The sequence below is a fragment of the Prosthecobacter sp. genome, assembly GCF_044226605.1.
Lineage (GTDB): Bacteria > Verrucomicrobiota > Verrucomicrobiia > Verrucomicrobiales > Verrucomicrobiaceae > Prosthecobacter.
The window spans coordinates 46,272-69,563 of sequence record NZ_JBGAGS010000030.1; the positions used below are offsets into that span (position 1 = coordinate 46,272).

A 23,292-nucleotide genomic window follows, 5' to 3' on the forward strand; every position below is an offset into this window, starting at 1 on the left:
ACAGAAGCCCTCAGTCACGGCATATCTCCGCGCCCTTTCCGGCCACGCACACGTAACCCCCTACGCATGAGTCAATTGGTGATCCCCCAAGCCGTCCGCCTAGCCCTTCTCTCCGCCTTCGCCTTGCTGGCTTCCTGCCAGAACTCGAGCGACCGCGGGCAGACACAGTACCTCGAAGCCTTCGCTTCCACCAGTGTCCCCCATTCCGCGATGTACAGCGCCGACCAGGATTCCTACTGGGACGGCGACAACATTCCCGGCGCTCCCAGCATCATCATCGACATCAGCGACCAGAAAGCCTATTTCTACAAAGGTGGCACGCTCGCCGGTGTCTCCGCCCTCTCCACCGGCGACGAACGCCACGCCACCAAGACCGGCACCTTCAAAGTCATGGAGAAAGACCAGTGGCACAAATCCAACCTCTACGGCGACTTTGTGGACGGCGCTGGAAATGTCGTCGTGGCCAACATTGACGTCACCAAGGACAAAGCCCCTCCCGGCACCCGCTTCGAGGGTTCCAAGATGCACCACTTCATGCGCTTCGTCGGCGGCATCGGCATGCACGAAGGCTTTCTCCCCGGCTACCCCGCCTCACACGGTTGCGTCCGCATGCCTCCGCACATGGCCGCCATCTTCTACAACAACGTCACTAAGGGCACCCCTGTCACCGTACGCCCCTGACGCTTCCCTGCTCCTGATGTCATGACTCCGGAAACTCCGCTCGAAATCGGCCCCACAGACGTCTCCTACCTCATGGAGCGTCCCGGCGAGCGCACCTTCCGCCTCATCGACTGTCGTGAAGAAAGCGAGTGGCACATCTGTCACCTGACAGGGGCACAGCTCGTCCCGCTCTCCCAGTTCGGCGAGCTCGCCCAGCAGCTCTTTACCAATACTCAGGAGCACCTCGTCATCTACTGCCACCACGGCATGCGCAGTCTGCGCGCCGCTCAGTTTTTGCGCCAGCATGGCTTCATCCACGCGCAGAGCATGCGCGGCGGCATCGATGCCTGGGCGGACATGGTCGATCCCGCGACGCCACGTTACTGATCTGATACATCTCTCAGGCGAGTTTGCTGTGGCGCATGCTGACGCCACGCTTACTCTCCTGCCTCCCCCCCAATCGCACGCACGCATGGTTCGACTTCTCACCCAGCAAGGACAGCTCATCGACTGGAACGACGAAAAGACACTCCCTTTTCCGGACAACCTCGTTTTCCTCGATCTGCTCAATCCTGCCCGTGCTGAAGAACTCGAGGCCGAAAAATGGCTCGAATACCAGCTTCCGACCCGCGAAGAAATGCAGGAGATCGAGGAATCCAGCCGACTCTACACCGAAAAAGGCACCCTCTACATGACCGCGTGGCTGCCCGTCGGCCTCGACACGCCCGATCCTGACAATACCTCCATCTCCTTCGTCATCGCTCCGGACTGCCTCACCACCGTCCGCTACGCCGACCCCCTTTCCTTCCGCATCCTCGTGGACCAGGTCAAGCGCCAGTGCAGCACACCCCTCACCAGCGACGCCGTCTTCCTCCTCCTGCTCGAACTCATCGTCGCTCGCATCGCCGACGCCCTCCAGGGCGTGGAGGGCGACATGAAAAAAATCTGCCGCGACGTCTTCAGTCTCGATCCCCACAAGGCCCACGCGGGCGTCGAAAAAGACCTCAGCGACGTCGTCAAGCTCCTCGGCCGCCGCAGCGCCCTCGTCGCCAATGTTCGCGAGAGCCTGCTCAGCATCAGCCGCATGCTGCAGTACTTCCTCAACAACGCCGCCACCTGGATGCGTGGCGATCTCGCCGCTCAGTTCCGCAGCGTCATGCGCGACATCAAGAGCATGGACGACTACACCAATCAGCAGACCCAGGAGATGACCTTCCTGCTCGAGTCCACCCTCGGCCTCATCAACATCCAGCAGAACCAGATCATCAAGATCTTCACCGTCGCCAGCGTGCTTTTCATGCCGCCCACCCTCATCGCCAGCATCTACGGCATGAACGTCGGCCTCCCCGCCGCCTCCAACGGCTGGGCCTTCCTCCTCGTCATGCTCCTGATCGTCCTCTCCGCGATCCTCCCCATCTGGTTCTTCAAGCGCAAGCGGCTGCTGTAGCTGTCGGCTTTGGGCAGATTGATGCTCTTTAAGGGCGAGCACCCGAACTTACCCTCTCCCTCCTAAAAACTCGCGAATATTCGCGCCCATTCGCATGGCAAAACCAGCGCTCGACGACAGCCCTGAGAATTGGGACGTCTTAATTTCGCTCCCCACAAATCCAGCGCAGAAACGCGGTTCCCCCTCTCCCCGCCCCTAGAGCATTTTAAATAATTATATAGCCATTGTGGCGATGACATGCTATGAAGGCACATGGCCACACTCTCCCTTGATTTGCGTGAACGCATCCTGAGTTCTTATGACAAAGGCGAAGGCAGCCGCGATGAGATTGCGCACCGCTTTCAGGTCTCCCTTGGCATGGTCAAAAAGCTCCTGCAGCAGCGGCGCCACACCGGATGCATCAAGCCACGGCATCACCTTGCCGGGCGCAAAAAGCTCATTGTAGCCGCACACCGCATGGCCATTCGGCAGCATCTCAAGGGCAAGCCCGACATGACACTGGCCGAACTGCGTGATGCATTGGGGCTGGAGTGCACCCTGCCCGCGATCCACTACGTGCTCGTGGACATGGGGCTGACATATAAAAAAAGACGCTCCGCGCTGCCGAGCAAGAACGCGAAGACGTCCGCAAAGCGCGCCGCCTCTGGAAGCGCAAGCAAGGCGGGCTAGAGCCTTGGCGGCTGGTCTTTCTCGACGAGAGCGGTGCCAAGACCAACATGACCCGCCTGCGTGGCAGAGCTCCGCGCGGTCATCGGCTGCATGCAGCAGCGCCGTGTGGCCGGTGGCAGAGCACCACCATGATCTCCTCCATCCGTCTCGATGGCACCACGGCTTGCATGCACCTCTCTGGAGCGGCCGACACCGCCGCCTTCGTGGCTTACATCGGCCAGGTGCTCTGCCCAACGTTGCGGCAGGGCGACATCGTTGTGATGGACAACCTCGCGGTGCACAAAAGTCCCGTAGTTTTGGAGCTGGTGAGGGCGGTTGGCGCTGAAGTGCGGTTCCTGCCGGCCTACTCACCGGATCTCAACCCGATTGAGAAGATGTGGAGCAAGATCAAGGGGCTGTTGCGCAGCGCGGAGGCACGCACGCCCGCGCAGCTTGATGAAGCCATCACCATGGCGTTCTCAAAAATCACGGCCAAAAACGCCATGGGTTGGTTTGCCTCTTGTGGCTATAGTATTTTTTAATATGCTCTAACTTACTCCATCATGTAAAAACGCTCCTCGGGGAGAGGGTTGGGGTGAGGGGCCGGCACCTTGCCAAGATTGAGGCCCCCTCCTTAAAACCGATAGCTGAATCTCACACTGCCAAAGTGCGCCTGCAGGTCATGGCGGAAGAACTGCCCCTGATACGACAGCATCATGCTGAACTGCTGCGTAAACGCAAAGTTCACCCCAAATCCCGCCACCAGATAATCCTGCCCCGGGTTCTGGTTTCCCGCCGTGGAAGAGAACGGCACATTCAGCAGCGACACGCTCGTCCCGTTGTTGTTCCGGATGTTCTGGCGCTCATAGCTCAGGCGCAGCTGCGGCGTGATCGTGGCAAAACTCGTCTCAAACTTCTTCGAGGCCGACCAGCCAATGCGGCTCACCAGAGATTGGAAGCTCTGCGAGTTGTAATGCAGCGCCGCGAGTCCACCCCCGGTTTCGTTGTACGCATTCACCGAACCATGCAGGTAATCCAGCCCGATGAAGGGACCGGTGACCAGCGTGTTGTTCTGGAAGCGGAAATTCCAGCCCGAGTTGTACTGGATCGAATGCGTGTAGGCGCGGGTCGATCCATTCGCCACCGGAAATGGCGCTCCCGGATTGCGCGTGGAATCCATCTGATACGTGCCAAAGCTGTACAGCAGGCTGTTCCAGAGCCCCCCGCGCACATAGGAGACATAGGTGGAGAGCGCCGGACCTTCCAGATAGAGGCTGCCCGCATTTCCCGTGTAGCCCTGCGTGCTCTGCAGGAAGGATGCCGCAAAACCAACCGTCAGCCCCCGCGTAAAGTGCCGCTCAACACCCGCGCCTGAGGCCCAGGAGTCCACCTGCACACCCGACTGCGTACGGATCGGATTCAGCTTCACATTGCCGTAGTTCACCGTCGCAAACACTTCCCACTGGCGCGAGTGCGGCACACGTTTGGCCACCGGAGAATCCTTCTTCTTTGGATCTCCATCACCCTCGCCCACCAGCACTCCTTCATCGAGGGCAGCCGTGATGGAGCCTGAGCTCGCATCATCCTCTTCTTCACCGCCGCCGGCGCGCAGGTTGAAGAGGTGCCCGTTCAGGTCAGCTGTCACCGTGGTACCGCCCGAGATCAGCGCCTGCCCCTCGACCGCCGCAGTCGCCAGGCCTCCGTTCGTATCGATCACGCTGAAGATACCCGTGCTCTGATCCAGATGACTCGTCACCCCGCTTGCCAGTCCCAGGCTGCTGTCATTCAGCGCCAGAGCTCCGGCAATGCTGCCCTCATTCGCACTGCCCGTGTTGAGATTGAAAAGCTGCCACTGATCGCCGCCGTGGAAATGCGTCATGCCATTCGGATTGCCCACCACCACCGTGCCACCCGCCGTCGCATCCAGCTTGCCATGCAGATTGATGGAGTCCGCAGCCGCCGCGTTGCTGAGGTTGTTGCCAGCACCGGCTCCACTGAACAAATCCAGCTGGATCACGCTGCCCGCCCCCAGCACCACAGCACCCGTGCCCGAGGTGGTCAGTGCAAAACTTGTCGCCACCGGAGCCACCGCAGGATCTCCCACCGTCATCAGGCCATTGATCAAAATATCCTGGTTCACCGCCGTGGTGATGCTTCCCGTTCCCACCAGCGTGCTGTTGCTGCTAAGATCAAACTTCGTCGTGGCGATCGCCGCATTCGCCACCAGCATCGCGCTGTTCTTTACTGTGGTGGGCCCGTTGTAGTCGCTGTCAGCACTCACCACCAGAGTGGTCCCATCCACGACAAGATCCGAGTTCGCACTCGCACCGCTGATGCCCGTGCCGCTCACATACACCGTGCCGCCGCCCGTGATCGTCAAAACGGTGCCGTCTTTCACCAGACCACCCGTCAACGTCAGAACGCCGCCACCCGTATTGATGCTCGCATCCGTCGCCGCCGTGATCTGGCCCGTATAAGTGCTCGTGCCGCTGTTGCGCAGCGCACCGCCGCTGCTGACTCCGCTGCCATTGAGCGTGAGCGCTTCCGCCGTGCTGTAGTTCACATCCTTCAGCAGCAGCGTCGCGCCGCTGCTCACCGTCGTGCCCGCGGCACTGGTGCCCAGCGCCTCATTGCTCGTCACCGTCAGCGTGCCTGCCTTGACGCTCGTGGCGCCTGCATAGGTGTTGCTCGCGTTGAGTGTCAGCGTTCCGCTTCCCGCCTGGGTCACCGCGCCGCTGCCTCTGATCAAGCCGGCAAAATCCGTCCCCTGTGTCATCGCATCAAAGCGCTTAAACACCAGCGTGCCATCATTGCTCAGAGCGCTGCTCACGGACAGAGAGCCCGTCGTGCCACCATCGCCGATCTGCAATGTTCCTCCGCTGATCGTCGTGCTGCCCGTATAGCTGTTCGCTCCGCTCAACACCCACGTACCCGCCCCGGTTTTCGTCAGCGTCGTGGCCCCGCCATTGTCACCGATCACCGCCGCCAGCGTGTTGCCATCGGCATTGGACCCCGTCAGCGTCAGCGTGCGCGCACCGCTCCCATTAAAGCCCACACTGCCCGTGTTGGTGAAGTTTACCGCCCCCGTTCCCGAGGCATCCAGCGTGCCGCCGCCTGTCCCCACACTGAACAACCTGTCCGTGCCTACCGCACCGCCCGTATATTGCAGCGTGCTGCCATTGATCACCAAATTGCCCGCCGCATTCGTGGAGGCGCCGATGTTGCTGCTCGCACCACCGTTCGCCAGCACACTCACGCTCACCACGCCGCTGTTGATCGTCGTGCTGCCCGTGTAGCTGCTGCTTCCGCTCAGCGTTGTCGTCCCAGCACCCGCCTGCGTCAGCGAACCACTGCCGCTGATCGCATTCGCGACGCTGATCGCATCCGAACGGTTCAGCACCAGGCTGCCATTGTTGGTCACATCCCCGGTACCAAGCGCTCCCGTCGTTCCACCACTGCCGATCTGCAGCTCACCCGCATTGATCGTCGAGGTTCCCGTGTAAGCATTGTTCCCCGTCAGCACCCACGTACCAGTTCCAGATTTCACCAGCATCGTCGCACCGCCATTGTCAGCAATGCCTGCCGCCAGCGTATTGTTGCCCGTATTCGCTCCCGTCAGCGTCAGCGTCCGTGCGCCGCTCTGTCCGTTAAAGCCCACACTGCCCGTGTTCGTAAAGTTCACCGAACCCGTGCCCGAGGCATCCACCGTGCCGCCATTCGTTCCCACACTGAAAAGGCGGTCCGTGCTCACCGCCGCTCCCGTATATTGCAAGCCGCCACCATTTAGCACCAAATTGCCCGCCACGTTCGAGGATGCCCCGATGTTGCTGCTGCTGCCACCATCCGCCAGCACCGCCACGCTCACAACACCCGCATTGATCGTCGTGCCACCACTGTAACTGTTGTTTCCACTCAGCGTCGTCGTGCCGCCTCCGGCCTGCGTCAGAGAACCGCTCCCGCCGATGTCATTGGCGACCGCGATCGCGTCCGAACGGTTGAGCACCAGGCTGCCATTGTTCGTCACCGCTCCGCTGCCCAGCGCACCCGTCGTACCACCGCTGCCGATTTGCAGCACGCCTGCGTTGATCACCGTCGCACCGGTGTAGCTGTTCGCGCCGGTAAGAACCCACGTTCCCACCCCAGACTTCGTCAGCGAAGTGGCCCCGCCATTGTCGCCAATCGCCGCCGCCAGCGTGTTGCTGCCCGTGTTCGTTCCCGTGAGCGTCAGCGTTCGGATGCCGCTCTGCCCGTTGAAGCCCATGCTGCCCGTGTTGGTAAAATTCACCGCACCCGTGCCCGAGGCGTCCACCGTGCCGCCGTTTGTTCCCACGCTGAACAGGCGGTCCGTGCTCACCGCCGCACCCGTATATTGAAGGGTGCCGCCGTTCAGCACCAAATTGCCCGCTGCATTTGTGGAGGCACCGATGTTGCTGTTCGCACCACCATTGCCCAGCACGCTCACGCTCAGCACTCCGCCATTGATCGTCGTGCTGCCCGTGTAGCTGCTGTTTCCGCTCAGCGTCGTCGTGCCTGCGCCAGCCTGCGTCAGCGAACCGTTGCCGCTGATGTCATTGCCCACCGTGATCCCATTCGAGCGATTGATCGTCAGCTGCGCATTGTTCGTCACAGCACCCGTGCCCAGCGCACCCGTCGTCCCGCCCGATCCCACCTGCAGCACACCAGCATCGATCGTCGTCGTTCCGCTGTACGTGTTCGCTCCCGTGAGCGTAAACGTTCCCCTCCCCGCTTTCTCCAGCGAGAAAGCACCCGCGCCCCCGTCACGAATGATCCCGCTGAAGGTCGTGTCCGCATTGTTCCCGCCCAGTGTCAGCGTCGCCGCAGTTGCTCCATTGTTCTGCACGATTCCCGACCCGGCCAGAGAGCCGATGCTGGAGTTCAGTCCATTGAGTTCAAGCGTTGCATTCGCACCAATGATGAGCGCCGAGACCAGACTGCCACCGCCGATTTGCAGCACACCGGAGCTCAGCGTCGTCGCTCCCGTGAAAGTATTCGCTCCGGTCAGCAGCCACGTGGCCGCACCATCGATCGTCACCGAAGTCGCTCCGCCAAAATCGCCGATCGCCGCCGCGATGATGTTCGGCCCGCTCGTGTTTGTGCCCGTCAGCAGCAGATTGCGCGCACCGCTCTGCCCGTTAAAGCCCATCGCTCCCGTGTTCGTAAAATTCACCGTCCCAGTGCCAGACACATCGATCACCGCGCTGCCAAGGCCCACGCTGAAAAGCCGGTCCGTGCTCACATTGCTGCTGCCCGTGTATTGCAGCGTGCCACCATTGATCACCAGATTGCTCGCCGCATTGCTCGAGGCGCCAATGCCGCTGCTGCTTCCGCCATTGGCCAGCGTCGTCACATTCAGCACCCCGGAGGTGATCGTCGTCACTCCCGTATAAGAGTTCGTGCCGCTCAGCGTCGTCGTCCCCGCTCCAGCCTGTGTGAATGAACCCGTGCCGCTGATGGCATTCGCCACCGTGATGGCGTCCGAGCGGTTGATCACCAGTGCCGCGTTGTTCGTCACTGTGCCGCTGCCCAGCGTGCCCGTGGTGTTGCCATCGCCCACCTGCAAAGTACCCGCGCTGATCATCGTCGTGCCCGAGTAGCTGTTCGTTCCCGTCAGCACCCACGTTCCCGTGCCGGACTTCACCAGCGCCGTGGCACCGCTGTTGTCTCCAATGGCCGCCGCCAGTGTATTGCTGCCCGTGTTCGTCCCCGTCAGCGTCAGCGTGCGGGCACCCGTCTGCCCATTGAAGCCCATGCTGCCGGTATTGTTAAAATTCACCGCCCCCGTTCCCGAGGCATCCACCGTGCCGCCGCTCGTGCCCACGCTGAAAAGCCGGTCCGTCGTCGCAGCAGCGCCCGTGTATTGCAGCGTCCCGCCATTGAGCACGAGATTGCTCGCCGCACTGGTGGAGGCACCGATATTGCTGCTCACGCCACCATTCGCCAGAGCCGCCACACTCAGCACCCCGGAATTGATGACCGTGCTGCCAGTGTAAGTGTTCGCTCCGCTCAGCGTCATCGTGCCGCCGCCAGCCTGCGTCAATGAACCGCTGCCACTGATCGTGTTTGCGACCGTAATGGCATTCGAACGGTTGATCACCAGGCTCGCATTGTTCGTCACCGCACCGCTGCCCAGTGTTCCCGCCGTCCCACCGTCACCCACCTGCAGCACACCACCGCTGATCGTCGTGGTTCCAGTGTAAGTGTTCGTCCCCGTCAGCACCCACGTGCCGACATCAGACTTCACCAGCGAAGTCGCGCCCACGTTGTTTCCAATCACCGCCGCAAGTGTGTTGCTGCCGGTATTCGTCCCCGTCAGCGTCAGGGTGCGCACACCGCCCTGGCTGTTAAACGCCATGCTGCCCGTATTGGTAAAGGCTATCGCGCCAGTGCCCGAGGCATCCAGCGTGCCGCCGCTCGTTCCCACGCTGAACAGACGGTCCGTGCTCGTCGCAGCACCAGTGTACTTCAATGCGCCACCGTTCAGCACCAGGTTGGTCGCAGCATTGATCGATGCCCCCAGGTTGCTGTTGCTGCCACCATTGGCGAGTGACGACACACTCAGCACGCCGGCATTGATGATCGTCCTGCCCGTGTAGGTATTCGTTCCGCTCAGCGTCGTCGTGCCAGCCCCCGCCTGCGTCAGTATCCCCGTTCCACCAATGGTGTTGCCCACCGTGATCGCATCCGAGCGGTTGATGATCAAAATCCCGAGATTCGTCACCGCACCACTTCCCAGCGTTCCCGTGGTGCCGCCAGCGCCCACCTGCAGCACGCCGCCGTTGATGCCGATGTTCGTGGTGCCCGTGTAAGTGTTGTTTCCCGTCAGCACCCACGTGCCCACGCCCGACTTCGCCAGTGACGTCGCACCACCGTTGTCACCGATCGCCGCAGCCAGCGTATTGTTGTCCGTATTCGTTCCGCTCAGGGTGAGCGTGCGTGCACCACTGCCTCCATCAAAGCCCATGGCCCCGGTGTTCGTGAAGTTCAGCGCCCCCGTACCCGAAGCATCCAGCGTGGCAGTGCCACCGGTGATGCTGAAGAGACGGTCCGTGCTCACTGCCGCGCCGGTGTACTTCAAAACGGCGCCCCCCGTCTTGAAAACGAGATTTGAAGCCGCACTGCTCGAGGCACCAATGCTGCTCGCGCTGCCACCATCAGCCAGATTGGTAACAATCAGCGTGCCCGCAAAAATTCGCGTAAGCCCCGTGTAGGTGCTCGCCCCCGAAAGGGTCAGCGTGTAATTCGCGCTCATTTTGTCCAGCCCCATGGTCCCTGTGCCTCCGTCGATGATCGTGCCACTGAATGTCGTCGCACCATTGGTGACACCTCCGATGGCGATGGTTGAAGCCGTGGCCCCGCCGTTTTTGACGGTGCCTGCCCCCGCAAGTGATCCAATCAACGCACTGCTGCCCAGCCCGCTGATGACCAGCGTCCCGGCGGCATTGACCGTCATGGGCGAATTTGTCCCCAGGCTGTTGGTGGCAAGCGCCGTCAAAATTCCCGCGTTAACCGTGGCGCTTCCCCACTGGTTGAAATTGGTCAGTGTGGTGGTGCCGGTTCCGTTTTGAATGAATTCACCCGTCCCGCTCATGGCTCCCGCGAGCGTGATGGCATCGGAACGGTTGATGATGAGTTTGCCGTTGTTGGTGATCGTACCAATGCCACCCAGCGTGCCTGTGGTGCCTCCATTGCCGATTTGCAAGGTGCCCGCGCTGATCGTCGTGCTTCCGTAGTTGTTCGTACCCGTCAGTATGGTCGTTCCCGTGCCTGCTTGCGTGAGAGAAACCGTGCCCGAAATCGCATTGGATACAGTGATCGAATCAGAACGGTTGATCACCAGACTGCCACTGCCGCTCACGTTGCCGGTTCCCAGATTCCCCGTCGTGCCGCCGCTGCCCACCTGCAGCACACCTCCGACGATGGAGGTCGTGCCTGTATAAGTATTCGCCCCGGTGAGCACCCACGTACCTACTCCCAGCTTGCTCAGCGATGTCGCCCCGCTGTTGTCCCCGATCACCGCCGCGATCGTGTTTGCCCCCGTGTTGTTCCCCGAAAGCGTGAGTGTGCGCGCACCCGTCTGGCTGTTAAAGCCCATGCTTCCGGTATTCGTGAAATTGATCGCGCCAGTGCCTGAGGCATCCAGCGTGCCACCGCTCGTCGTCACCGAAAACAACCGGTCCGTTGAGACCGCTGCTCCCGTATAGCTGAGCGCGCCGCCCGTCAGAATCAGGTTAAAGGCCGCATTGCTGGAGGCGCCAATGTTGCTCGCCACACCACCATTTGCCAGGTTGGAAACACTCAGCGTCCCGGCGCTCACCACAGTTCCACCCGTGTATGTATTGCTGCCCGTCAGCGTCAGCGTGCCACCCGCTCCTCCCTTGTTGATGGACATGAACCCACTCCCGCCATTTTGAATGAGCCCGTCAAAGGACGAGTTCGCAGATCCCCCGATGTTCAGCGTGGCCCCAGTCGCCGCTCCATTTTGCACCGTGCCCGCACCGCTCAGGCCACCCACGAGGGGGTTGAAGCCATTGACCTCCAGAACCGCCCCACTCGCCACCGTCACGGCCGAGCCGGTGCTGAATGCGTTCGCGCTTCCCGCCTGCAGCTTCCCCGCATTCACAAACGTTCCGCCCGTATAGCTCTTCGTCCCGGTGCTGAATGTGGTCGTCCCAGTTCCCGCCTGCGTGAATGTACCCGTACCACCAATGGCATTGGTGATCGTCACCGCATCCGAGCGGTTGATGATCAGCGCCGAGCCAATCGTCGCCGTGCCGGTTCCCAGCGTGCCCGATGTGCCCCCGTTGCCCACCTGCAAGGTGCCCGCGTTGATATTGGTGACCCCCGTGTAGGTGTTGTTGCCCGTGATCACCCACTTGCCCGCACCCATCTTGCTCAGCGTCGTGGCTCCGCTGTTGTCCGCGATCACCGCTGCCAGCGTGTTGTCTCCTGTGTTCGTGCCGGTCAGGGTCAGCGTGCGCGAGCCCGTGCTGTTGAACCCCATGCTGCCCGTGTTGGTGAAATTGATCGCCCCGGTGCCAGACGCATCCAGCGTGCCGTTGCTGGTTCCCACGGCAAACAGCCGGTCCGTGCTGGCCGCACCGCCGATATACTTCAGCGTCCCGCCATCGATCCACAAATTGGCCGAGCTATTGCTGGAGGCACCGATGCTGCTGGCAGCCCCGCCATCAGCCAGCACGGAGACAGCCAGGGTGCCGAAGAAGACCCTCGTCGTTCCCGTGTAGGTGCTCGCAGCACTGGTGAGCGTCCAGATGCCGCCCGTGGCATTCACCAAAATCGAAGTGGCTCCTCCATTGTCACCAATCGCTGCCGCGATGCTGCCCAGTCCCGTGCCGAAAAGCGAAAGACCGCGCGTGCCGCTCTGCCCGTTGAATCCCATCGCCCCCGTGTTGGTAAAATTGATCGCGCCAGTTCCGGAGGCATCCAGCGACCCGCTGCCCGTGCCAATGCTGAAGAGCCGGTCCGTGCTCGACCCGGTCCCGGTGTATTGCAGCGTCGCCGCATTGAGCACCAGATTGCTCGCCGCATTGCTTGCCGCCCCGAGGTTGCTCGCGCTCCCACCATCCGCCAGACTTGTCACCACCAGCTTGCCACCGCTGATCGTCGTCGTTCCCGTGTAAGTATTCGCCCCCGTGAGCAGCCATGTACCATTGCCAGACTTCGTCACAGAAGTCGTCACGCCGCTCTCGCCCACCGCGGCTGCCAGCGTGTTGTTCCCCGTGTTGCTCCCGGTCAGGGTCAGCTTGCGCGGACTCGCCCCGCCCGGCGTCAGCCCCATGGCCCCAGTGTTCGTGAAATTGATCGCACCTGTGCCCGAGGCATCCAGCACCGCCCCCGCTCCCACATCAATGCTGAAAAGCCTGTCCGTGCTCGTGGCCGCACCCGTGTATTTCAGGGTCGCTGTCACGCTGCTGAATTCAATGTTGGCAGCGTCATTCGTGGCCGCGCCGATGCCGCTTGCGCTCCCCCCGTTGCCCAGGCTCGAAATGCTCACCACACCGCCCCCGGCGATCAAGGTTGGGCCGGTATAAGTGTTCGTTCCGCTCATGGTCACGGTGGCGGAACCTCCTTGGACCACCCTTCCGCTGCCGCTGATGTTCTGCGCCATGGTCAGCGTGCCGGTCCGCAGAAACATCAGCTGCCCATTGTTGATGATGTTGCCCGAGCCCAACGTCCCCGTGCTGCCGTTGGCACCCACGGTCAGGGAGCCGGAATCGATGGTCGTCGTGCCCGTGTAAGTATTCGTACCGGTGATCACCCATCCTCCCGTGCCATTTTTCACCAGCGAAGTTGCGCCTCCATTGTCACCGATCACCGCTGCGATCTGATTGGTGATGAAGGAACTCGTCCCCGTCAGCGTCAGCGTGCGTGCGCCGCTCTGCCCATTGAAGCCCATGCTTCCTGAATTGGAGAAAGTAATCCCAAACGAACCCGAAGAATCCAGCGTACCGCCGCTCGTCCCCACGCTGAAAAGCCGGTCCGTCGTTCCCGCCCCGCCCGTGTATTGCAGCGTCCCGCCATTCAGCACCAGATTCGTCGCTGCATTGGTGGAGGCCCCAATGTTGCTGGCGCTCCCACCATTTGCGATGGAGGTGATGCTCAATGTCCCCGCCGTGACGCTCGTCGCGCCCGTGTAGGTGTTGGTGGCGCTCAGCGTGGTCGTTCCCGTCCCCGCCTGAGTTACCGACCCTGTTCCGCTGATCGTGTTCGCCACAGAGAGTGAGTCAGAGCGCTTGAAAGTCAGATTCGCGTTGTCCGTTACCCCTCCGCTGCCCAGCGTCCCGCTCGTGCCTCCGTTGCCAATCTGCAGCACGCCTGCGCTGATCGTGGTCGTGCCGGAGTAGCTGTTGCTTCCTGTCAGCGCCCAAGTGCCCGCCCCGCTCTTGGTCAGCGAGGTCGCCCCCACGTTGTCGCCAATCGCTGCCGCCAGTGTGTTGCTGCCCGTGTTGGTGCCCGTGAGAGTCAGCGTTTTTGCACTGGTCTGGGCGCTCATGAACGCCATCGCACCCGTGTTGGTAAAGTTGACCGTCCCTGTGCCTGAGGCATCCAGTGTCGCCCCGCTGTTGGAGATGCTGAACAAACGGTCCGTGCTGGCCCCCGCTCCCGTGTACTGCAGCGTGCCTCCGTTGAGAAGAAGGTTGGCCGCATCATTCGTTGCGGCTCCGATGCCGCTGGCACTGCCACCATTGGCCAGGCTGGACACACTGATCACACCTCCTCCACCGATCAAGGTGATGCCTGTGTAGGTGTTCGCTCCTGTCAGCGCCCAGGTGCCGGTAGACACATGTCTCACGCCGGTGGCACCGCCGTTGTCGCCAATGAGGGCCGCAATCGTGCTCGTTCCTCCGTTTGAAGTGCCCAAGTCCAGCAGGCGTGCGCCCGTCTGCCCGTTGAAGCCCATGGCCCCGGTGTTGGTAAAGTTCACTCCACCCGAGCCAGAGACATTGATGTTGCCACCCGCCGTGCCCAGGCTGAACAACCGGTCGGTGCTCGTTGCCGCTCCGGTATAGTTCAGATTACCGCCATTGAACACCAGATTGCTTGCGGCATTGGTCGCGGCTCCCATCCCACTGGCGATGCCACCATTGGTCAGAGTGCTCACCTTGAGCTCTCCGTTGGTCAGAGTCGTGACCCCGGTATAGGTGTTCGTCCCGCTCAGCACCCAGATGCCGCTGCCCGTTTTGGTGACCGCTGTCGCGCCACCACTGTCGCCAATCATCGCCGCCAACGTATTGTCGGCACTGTTGATACCGCCCAAGGTCAGCGTACGCACTCCGCTTTGGCCGTTGAAGCCCATGCTGCCCGTGTTCGTAAAATTCACAGCGAACACACCCGACGACTCCAGCGTGCCGCCGCTGGTGCCCACGCTGAAGAGCCGGTCCGTGCTGGCGGAACTGCCGGAAAACCGCAGGGTCCCCCCGTTCAGCACGAGGTTGGACGAGATGTTGCTGGAGTTGCCGATGCCGCTGGCGCTACCCCCATTGGCAAGGGTGATCACATTGAGCACTCCGCCGTTGATTGTCGTCACCCCGCTGTAGGTGTTGGATCCGTTCATCGTCCAGGTTCCGGCTCCTGACACGGTCAGAGACGTGTTGTTGCCGTTGTTGCCGATGACTGCATTGATGATGTTCGTGCCTGTATAGCTTCCTGTCAGGGTCAGTGTTCGGGTCCCGCTGGCCACGAAGCCCATGCTGCCCCCGTTCGTGAAGTTGATCCCGCCCGTGCCGGACGAATCGATCGTCCCGCCGCCGGTGCCCACGCTGAAAAGCCGGTCCGTGCTGACCGCTCCGCCCGTGTATTGCAGGGTGCCTCCGTTGAGCACCAGATTGCTCGCCACATTGCCTGAGGCACCGATGTTGCTGTTGCTCACGCCATTGGCCAGCAACGCAACGCTCAGCACGCCGCCATTGATGGTTGTCGGATTCGAGTAGCTGTTCGCACCCGTGAGCACCCAGGTCCCCGTACCCGTCTTCGTCAGCGAAGTCGCACCAGTGTTGTCCCCAATGACTGCCGCTATCGTATTGGCTCCTGTATTCGTTCCCGTTAGTGTCAGGATGCGCAGGCCCAGCTGACCGTTGAAGCCCATGCTTCCCGTATTGGCAAAATTCACCGCCCCTGTGCCAGACGAGTCAATCGTACCACCGCTGGTCCCGACGCTAAACAAACGGTCTGTGCTCACAGCGGCGCCCGTGTATTGCAGTGTGCCGCCATTCAGCACCAGATTGCTGGCCGCATTGGTCGCTGCCCCGATGTTGCTGTTGCTCCCTCCGTTCGCAAGGCTTGAAACAGCCAGCACGCCACCTGAAACAGTTGTCACTCCCGTATAGCTGTTGGCTCCGGCCACCACCCACGTCCCGGTTCCGGATTTGGTAATCGCCGTCGCCCCGGAATTGTCACCAATCACCGGCGTCATCGTGTTGTTCTGCGTATTGGTCCCGCTCAAGATGAGTGTTCTGGTACCGGCGGCACCTAAAGCAATGGCTCCCGTGTTGGCAAATACCAGCGCCCCGCTCCCCGAAGAATCGATGGTCCCAACCCCAGATGCGCCCCCGGAAAGCGAAAACAGTCGGTCTGTCGAAGCCCCCGTCCCAACGTAACGCAAGGTGCTGAAAGTCGTGATCAGCAAATTGCTCGCCGCAGAACTTGAAGCCCCGATCCCGCTGGGGACACCCCCGTTGCCAATGTCACTCACGATCATCACACCTCCATTGCCCAGGATGTTGTTACCGCCGGTATAAGTATTGGTACCGCTCATGGTCAGCGCCGCGCTCCCGTTGAGGATGACTCCACCCGTACCGCTGATCGTCTGGGTCAGATTCACCGTACCGCTGCGCGACACAGAAAGGGTTCCACTGCCATTAATGATGATGTTCCCGCTGCCGATGCTTCCGGTGCTTCCGCCCAAGTTGCCAATCGAGACGCTGCCTCCATTGATCGTCGTGGTCCCAGTGTATGTGTTATTGTTGCTGGCAAGCCGCAAGATGCCAAATGAGTTCGCCTTTACGAGGGAAGTGGCGCCTCCATTGTCAGTGATCGCGCTGGAGAGAACAAGGTTGCCCCCATTTGAGGGATTGTCGCTGAAGGCGAAAGTCACCGTGCGCGCCCCGCTCTGCCCATTGAAACCGATGTTGCCAGTATTCGTTAGATTGAGTGTTCCCACCAACGGCATGCTGATCGTCCCGCCGGAGGTGCCCACGCTAAACAGTCGGTCCGTGCTTCCTGTAGTGTTATACTGCAGCGTCCCTCCGTTCAGCACCAAATTGCTCGCCGCATTCGATGACGCCCCGATGTTGCTGTTGCTCCCGCCATTGGCCAGTGACGTCGTGCTCAGGACGCCCGCATTGATCACCGTTGGCCCAGTATAGCTGCTCGTCCCGGACAGCGTCAGCGTAGCAGCGCCATCCTTGATCAAACCGGTGCTGCCGCTCAGCGCCGCGCTGATCGTCGCCGCCGAATTCGCCGTGATGGTGGAATTCAAAAGCGTCAGCGCATTTCCCCCGTCCGCCAGCGAGTACCCAGAGTTAAACACCATGTTCCCCACCGTCACCGCGCCGCCCAGCGTCACCGTGCCCGCCGTGCCGCCAAAGATCGCCGAATCAGGCGTCGCATTATTCCACGTCGTGTCACCACCGCCGGTGTTCCAGCCCCCCAGCCCATTCGTCCATGTCCCCGCTCCCCCCGTGATGGAGCCAGCATCCCCCGCGACAGTATCCCACGTGAGGGTCGCCGCATAGAGCGAAGGCCGGATCTGCCAAAAACCCGTCAAGGCCACCATCAGAAACGCCATCGGCTTCCTGAAGCGCCTGGAACTAATGCATGATTTCGCCGGATTTCGGGAATGGTCAGTTGTCGTTGTCATGAAAGTGAGAACTATTAATTAAAATTTTGAGATTAATCAGGCTGGCGCTTGGATCATTCGCTTCACAACCTTTGTTCACCAGGGTGCCCTGCAGCGTCATTCAGTTTAAGTTTGCCCGCCCCAGCCCTCGTCTTGAGCAAAACGCTCCATCATCGTTAATCACCTCGCTCAAGCAAAACACGCGCTTAACACAGGCACGCAAGATATATTCCTGCCAGCTCAACAGGGTGGGTACAGAGCAAGTAACGATTTGCATGGTGGCAGGTCAAAAAAAGCGAATTTAATTCTATTTAAACAAAATTAAGATATTAGCCTAACCATCTGCAAGAACAACGATCCGATGAGTTAATTTTTCTTCGAAAATCGACTCCCTTAGTTCCCCCATCGTCCCCTTCCTCTTGAAGAGCAGTGCACAGCCGTAAAACCGCCCAGCAATAAACAAAACTCTTAATCCAGTACTTTCATCGGAAAGTCCGCGCTCGGCACATGCTGCGACGCCATGATTGTCTTCATCCTGGCAATGATTTCGGGATGCTCCGCCGCCACGTCCTTCGTCTCGGCAGGATCTTTGGCGATATCAAACAATTCCTCCGTCGCCCCCGGCGACTTCGCTTTCGCCTTCGCATTGCCTTTCCCAGTCAGATTGCGCCGCACCAGCTTCCACTCCCCCATCCGCAGCATCTGCTGCCCGCCGTAGCTCGGAAACTCCCGGTACAAAAACTCACGCTCCGCCTGCTTCTCGCCCAGCAGCGTCGGCGCAAAGCTGATCCCGTCCGTCCGCGGAGTCTTCCCCTTCGCACCCGCCAGTTCCAGCAGGGTCGGCATCCAGTCCTCAAACCCGCAGACCCGGTCGCTCGTGCTCCCCGCCGTGATCTTCCCCTTCCACCGCACGATCCCCGGCGAGCGCACCCCGCCTTCATACAGCGTTCCCTTCCCATCCCGCCGGCCTTCGCTTGAGTTGAAAAACGCGCAGTCCGTCCCCGCCAGCCCTTGGTGCGTCCCGCTCACCGGCCCGTTGTCGCTCACAAAGACAAAAATCGTATCCTCATCCAGACCCAGCTCCGTGATCAGCGCCAGCATCCGCCCGATCTCCCGGTCCATTCGTGTGATCATCGCCGCATAAGCCGCCTTCGGCTTGAAGTGCGGCAGGTACCCATTCCCCCCTGGATACGGCGGATCGTCAAACTTCCCCACATACTCCTGCAGCGAATCATCCGGCACCTGCAGCGCCACATGCGGCACCGTTGTCGGCCAGTAGAGAAAGAAGGGCCGGTCCTTGTTGGCCCGCGCAAACTTCAGCGCCTGCTCCGCGATCAAATCCGCCGAGTACTCGCTCCCCTTGAATCGCGCATAGCTCTCCGGCTTCGTCGGATCCTCATCCGGCTTCAGCTTGTCCGCCGCAGGAAACGGAGGGTTCTTCAACTCGATCGTGTGATCATTGTCCCAAAGATACGTCGGGTAGAAATTGTGCGCCACACCCTGGCAGTTGTAGCCAAACCACCGGTCAAACCCATGCTTCAGTGGCTCTCCCGTCGAGCCCGGCCCGCCAAGTCCCCACTTGCCAAATCCCCCCGTCGCATACCCCAGAGGCTTCAGCACCTGCGGAATCAAGACCGTGTCTGCGGGAATCGGAAACTGCCCCTCATGCTCCGGCTTGCCGATATGCGCCTTCCCTTTCGCATCATCCGCCTGCCGGTTGTCCCGGATGAACGCATGCCCCGGGTGCAGCCCGCTCATCAGCACGCAGCGCGAAGGCGCACATACGGCATTCCCGGTGTACATCTGCGTAAACTTCATTCCCTCCGCCGCCATCCGGTCGATGTTCGGCGTCTTGATAATCTTCTGCCCGTAGCAGCCCAGGTCTCCCGGCCCCAGATCGTCCGCCAGGATGAAAACAATGTTCGGCTGGCGCGCCTGCACCGTCACGGCCAGGACGAGAAAAAGGAAAAGCTGCTTCATGGTCCATGGGAAACGGCGGAGGGCGCTTTTTCTTTTGCCTCTTTCCTTTTCGGCAGCCCCTCCAGCTTCCAGCTCATCCACATCGTCAGCATCAGCATCACCGCGATGAGCAGAGCAATGACATAAAATCCAGGGCGTGTGAGCAGTTGCATGAGAAGAAACACAACAAACGAATCCCGCTAAAAAAGCGAGTTTCTTCCTCCTCGCTCCGTCTTTCCCATGCCATGAAATTCTCCGCCCTGCTCCTCCTCTTTTTCGCCGTCCTGCACTCCGCGCAGGCGCTCCCGGAGGCGGAACTCCAGCGCTACATCGATGAAGCCATCAAAGCCGGCGGCGGCGAGGTCGTCATACCCCCCGGCGAGCATCTCATCGAGCGTGGCCTCAAGATCACCGACGCCAAAAAACTCCGCATCATCGGTCTCGATGCCGAGGAGACAGTACTAAAACTTCCTCCCGTCGCCTACGCCCTCGCCACCGGCACCACCACCGCCGGCGCCACCTCCATCCCCGTCTCCGCCCAGCGCGGCTTCAAACCGGGCATGCGTTTGAAAATCGAAGCCGATGGCGAACTCGACAGCTTCACCAAAAAGCCCCGGCCCTACCACCTCGCCATCGTCAAAGCCGTCGAAAAAGACGCCATCCAGCTCGACGCCCCCCTCAAGTTCCCCGTTCCCGACGGCACCATGATCCGCCACGAGGACGCCCCCAATCTCATCGAAATCCGCGGTGCCAGCGAAGAAGTCCGCATCGAAAAACTGACTCTCGACGGCGGCCGCATCGAAGGCGATCCCCCCATCCGCGGCCACGCCCAGCTCTGCGCCATCTTCGCCTCCGGAAAGTACGATTATGAAAAAGGCCCCACCGGCCCCAAGGTGAAAAAACTCCGCATCTCACGCTGCTACATTCAGAACTGCCACGGCCGCGGCGTCGCCCTCTATTCCGTGGAAGCCGCCGAGATCGACGGCTGCACCATCCGCGACACCTCAGACGAAGCCATCGACTTCGACCACTTCACCGAGAAGTCCGTCGCCACCCACAATCACATCACCCGCAGCCACATTGGCGTGGAGCTCAACGACGCCACGCAGTGCCTCGTCGCCGGCAATGAATTCCTCGCCTGCGGCACCGGCATCAATCTCTGGCGCTGGTGCAAACACTCCGGCCTCAATGAAGGCAATCTCATCGTCAAAAACTCCTTCGAGCGCACCCTCGGCAACGCCATCCAGATCGCCACGGGCACCAAATCCAACACCATCGCCCAAAACGAAATCACCTCCTCCGGCAAAAACGGCATCATCCTCTCCGGCGAATCCCAAATCGTGAAGGCCAACAAAATCACCGCCAGCACCTTGAAGCCCATCCTCATCCAGGAAGGCACCCACGACGTCTCCCAGTAGTGCGGGCAATCCTGCCAGCCTCTGCTTCCAAAATCTCCGCTACGTGCTATCGCCCCAGCATCCAGCATCCTTCATCCCCCATACAGCGCCCGCACCAGCCCCACCGCCCTCTCCCCCGGCAGCGCCCCCACCTCCATCTGGTTCATCGTATACGCAAAACTGATCCCGTTCTCCGGATCCGCAAACGCCAGACTTCCTCCCGCTCCCGGGTGCCCAAACGCCAGCCGGCTCGGCCCATAATGCTGCCGCAGTTTCCCACCGCCAGACTCAGGGTCTTCGTTCATCGGGTCCTGCATCATCCCCGTTGAAAATGCGATCGGCGTCAGCAGCACCCCGTCATTCTCCTGCGTCAGCGTCTGCTCCAGCCTCCGCACCACCGCCTCAGGAATCATCTGCGTCCCGTTCCACCGCCCGCCTTGCGCCAGCATGGCGTAAAACTTCGCCAGCCCCCGAGCATTGCCCACCCCGCCCATGCTGGCGTAGCCGCGCGCCCACGTCTCGCTTTGGTTAAAATCACTCACCGCATTCAGCCCCAGCGGCGAGGTGAAGGTCCGCTGCGTCATCGTCCCTCCCGTGTTGAAGGCCTTGATGAAGGGCTGGTCATTGTTCGCAATGCTGATCTTTCCCGGATACACCGGCGACACCCTCTCCCACTGCGCGCTCGGCAGCCCGATCCAGAAATCCAGTCCCATCGGACTTCCAAACACCTCGCGAAAATACTCGCCCAGAGATTCCGCATCCGTCAGCCGCCGCACGATCTCATCCATCAAAAATCCAAACGTGCGCGCATGGTACCCCTGCTTCGTGCCCGGCTCCCACAGCGGCCGCTGCCGTTCCAGCGCCTCGATCACCGCATCGTAGTTGTAGATCGGCGCCCGCTCATCCAGCGCGCACAGCCCCGCGGTATGGGAGAGCAGATGAATGAAGGCCACGTTCGCCTTGCCGCCTCCCACAAACTCCGGCCACACCTCTGCCACCGGGCACTCCAGCGGTATGCCCGCCTCCTCCAATGCCAGCTGGCAGCACACCGCCGCCGGCCCCTTTGTCGCAGACCACACCGGCACCAGCGTGTTCTGGTCCCACTCCCGCGTCCGCGCCCGGTCACAATGCCCATGCGCCAGGTTCAGCACCTCCTGCCCATGCTGCCAGATGGAAACCGAAGCCCCCATCTCCCAGCGCGTACGAAAGCTCTCCTCAAACCACGCTCTCACGGCCTGGAGGCTGGCAGGACTGGCCGGGGAACTCATGCGTGGTGGGACTCCAGTTGAGCACGCAGGCAGTCGAGGTCTCGGTCCTTCTTCGCGTGCTGGCGCAGTTCTCCATCCATCTCAAAGGCCCTCTGCAGATACGCCAGAGATTTCTCCAAATTCCCCAGGCAGGCGTGGTAGCATCCCATGTTGTAATAATACACCGGCTTCGCCCGCAGTGTCGCAGGCCCGCGGGAAAGCACATCCACCGCCTCCTCCGTGCGCCCCAGCTCATGCAGGCAAAAGGCCGCATGGATAAATCCTCCCGGCTCCATCGGCTCCTGAGCGCACAAGCGCGTGGCCAGCGCCAGTGCCTCCGCCCACTTCGTCGCCCCCATCAGGCACAGCAGCGTGATCTCGATCACGTCCACCCGTCCATGCATTTCCGCCGGCAGCGGCGAAAGCTCCACCCGAGCCTCTTCATAGAGACCCAGTTCCACATAGCCCTGGGCGGCGATGATCCTGCGTTCGGCTTCCGTCATTTTTTCATGTGCACCAAAAGAGAACGCAAAGCGTGTGCCGGAACAAGGTTTTTGTTTCAAACACGGATGCAAGTCCCCCGCGCGCTCGCCTCCCCGCAAAACAAACTCCCACCCACCGCCATTCCCAAAAACTCGCGCTCCATTCGCGTTGATGCCACCTTCCTTCTGCGACCCATAACCGGCTCTGGCCCGGATACCTCCCCTCAAGGACAGCGCTGATTTCATCATCCCGGATCACTTCCGGCCTCTGCCATTAGTGTTTCATCAGTGTCCGATGAGTGGTTCAAAATTCTGGCCTGCCCGTGCTTCTTTCACGCTTCCACCAACGCGCCGCCATGACCACAAAAGAAGTTGCTCACCGTTCCACTATCCAGCCGCCTGGCGTTCGGCAGTTCCTCGGATCAGCGGAATTAAAAATCCCTGATCTCCCCATTCCTTTGCCAAAAAACAACGCCCCTTTGACGAATAGCCTCCGCATCAAATCGCAGACGTCTTCACCTGCCGCAGCTTTTTTGCCTTCTCCATCCGCGCTCCGATCGCCCAGCATCCCCACGACAATACGTAGCTCACAGGCGCGACGATCGCTCCCAGGATGATCCCGCCGAAAAGCACCACCGGTGCATGCTCCTTTAGCACCATCCACACCTCCACCATCGAGTCCGGCAGCTGCGTCGGAAACGGCGTCGTCGGCACCGTCGTGTAAAACGCCAGGAACCATTTCCCGATCACATACTCCGCCCAGGCAATCGGCAGCAGCGTGAACGGATTGCTCAGCCAGCAAAGCGCGATCGCGATCGGGATGTTCACCCGGAAAATCGCGGAAAGAATCGTCGCAGCCGGCATCTGGATCGGCAGCAGTTGCAGCGTCATGAACATGCCCACCGCCATCCCGCCGGAAAACGTGTGCTGCGTCGGTTTCCACACCCGTTTGTCCAGGAAATGCCGCGCAAACCACTTCATGGCCGGGCTCTTCCGCAGCTTCCGCGGATGCTTCAGAAAGCGGATGGTCTTAAACACCGAACGGCGAAACCAGCCCCGAAAAAATGCCACCATG

Annotated in this window: 11 protein-coding genes and 1 pseudogene; 6 read left to right on the forward strand and 6 right to left on the reverse strand. The window is 61.0% G+C overall.

Annotated features, from left to right (window positions below; translation table 11 throughout):
* Nucleotides 1-66 precede the first annotated feature (66 nt).
* From ACILSO_RS29045 to ACILSO_RS29065, 5 genes and pseudogenes are all read left to right on the forward strand, one after another.
* On the forward strand, nt 67-681 hold the full coding sequence (locus ACILSO_RS29045) for a L,D-transpeptidase (RefSeq protein WP_395740997.1): 615 nt from the start codon (nt 67-69) through the stop codon (nt 679-681).
* A gap of 21 nt (nt 682-702) precedes the next feature.
* A complete protein-coding gene (locus ACILSO_RS29050) occupies nt 703-1,047 on the forward strand; it encodes a rhodanese-like domain-containing protein (RefSeq protein ID WP_395740998.1) in 345 nt (114 codons plus the stop codon).
* Between the two features lie 85 nt (nt 1,048-1,132).
* Complete coding sequence (locus tag ACILSO_RS29055) at nt 1,133-2,107, forward strand: magnesium transporter CorA family protein (protein ID WP_395740999.1); 975 nt, start codon at nt 1,133-1,135, stop codon at nt 2,105-2,107.
* 252 nt (nt 2,108-2,359) lie between these two features.
* Complete coding sequence (locus tag ACILSO_RS29060; RefSeq protein ID WP_395736237.1) at nt 2,360-2,776, forward strand: hypothetical protein; 417 nt, start codon at nt 2,360-2,362, stop codon at nt 2,774-2,776.
* Nucleotides 2,764-3,297 (forward strand): annotated as a pseudogene (locus ACILSO_RS29065) (IS630 family transposase); the annotation flags it as partial. The gene ACILSO_RS29060 and the pseudogene ACILSO_RS29065, both read left to right, overlap by 13 nt.
* Nucleotides 3,298-3,389: 92 nt before the next feature.
* Here ACILSO_RS29065 and ACILSO_RS29070 read toward each other — a convergent pair.
* The 3 genes from ACILSO_RS29070 to ACILSO_RS29080 form a co-directional block, all read right to left on the reverse strand.
* Nucleotides 3,390-17,069, reverse strand: coding sequence for an autotransporter-associated beta strand repeat-containing protein (locus ACILSO_RS29070; protein WP_395741000.1), 13,680 nt, complete (start codon nt 17,067-17,069; stop codon nt 3,390-3,392).
* Nucleotides 17,070-17,600: 531 nt separating this feature from the next.
* On the reverse strand, nt 17,601-19,112 hold the full coding sequence (locus tag ACILSO_RS29075) for an arylsulfatase (protein ID WP_395741001.1): 1,512 nt from the start codon (nt 19,110-19,112) through the stop codon (nt 17,601-17,603).
* A complete protein-coding gene (locus tag ACILSO_RS29080) occupies nt 19,109-19,264 on the reverse strand; it encodes a hypothetical protein (protein WP_395741002.1) in 156 nt (51 codons plus the stop codon). The genes ACILSO_RS29075 and ACILSO_RS29080 overlap by 4 nt, the downstream gene beginning before the upstream one ends.
* A 72-nt stretch (nt 19,265-19,336) precedes the next feature.
* On the opposite strand from ACILSO_RS29080, the gene ACILSO_RS29085 reads away from it, so the two are divergent.
* A complete protein-coding gene (locus ACILSO_RS29085) occupies nt 19,337-20,509 on the forward strand; it encodes a right-handed parallel beta-helix repeat-containing protein (protein ID WP_395741003.1) in 1,173 nt (390 codons plus the stop codon).
* Nucleotides 20,510-20,580: 71 nt separating this feature from the next.
* On the opposite strand, the gene ACILSO_RS29090 is transcribed toward ACILSO_RS29085, so the two are convergent.
* From ACILSO_RS29090 to ACILSO_RS29100, 3 genes are all read right to left on the reverse strand, one after another.
* A complete protein-coding gene (locus tag ACILSO_RS29090; RefSeq protein WP_395741004.1) occupies nt 20,581-21,756 on the reverse strand; it encodes a serine hydrolase domain-containing protein in 1,176 nt (391 codons plus the stop codon).
* Nucleotides 21,753-22,238: a TPR end-of-group domain-containing protein gene (locus ACILSO_RS29095; protein ID WP_395741005.1), complete on the reverse strand. Its 486-nt coding sequence runs from the start codon at nt 22,236-22,238 to the stop codon at nt 21,753-21,755. Before ACILSO_RS29095 ends, ACILSO_RS29090 begins: the two co-directional genes overlap by 4 nt.
* Before the next feature lie 477 nt (nt 22,239-22,715).
* Entirely contained in the window at nt 22,716-23,291 is a 576-nt protein-coding gene (locus tag ACILSO_RS29100; protein WP_395741006.1) for a DUF2062 domain-containing protein, read from the reverse strand.
* Nucleotide 23,292: the final 1 nt, after the last annotated feature.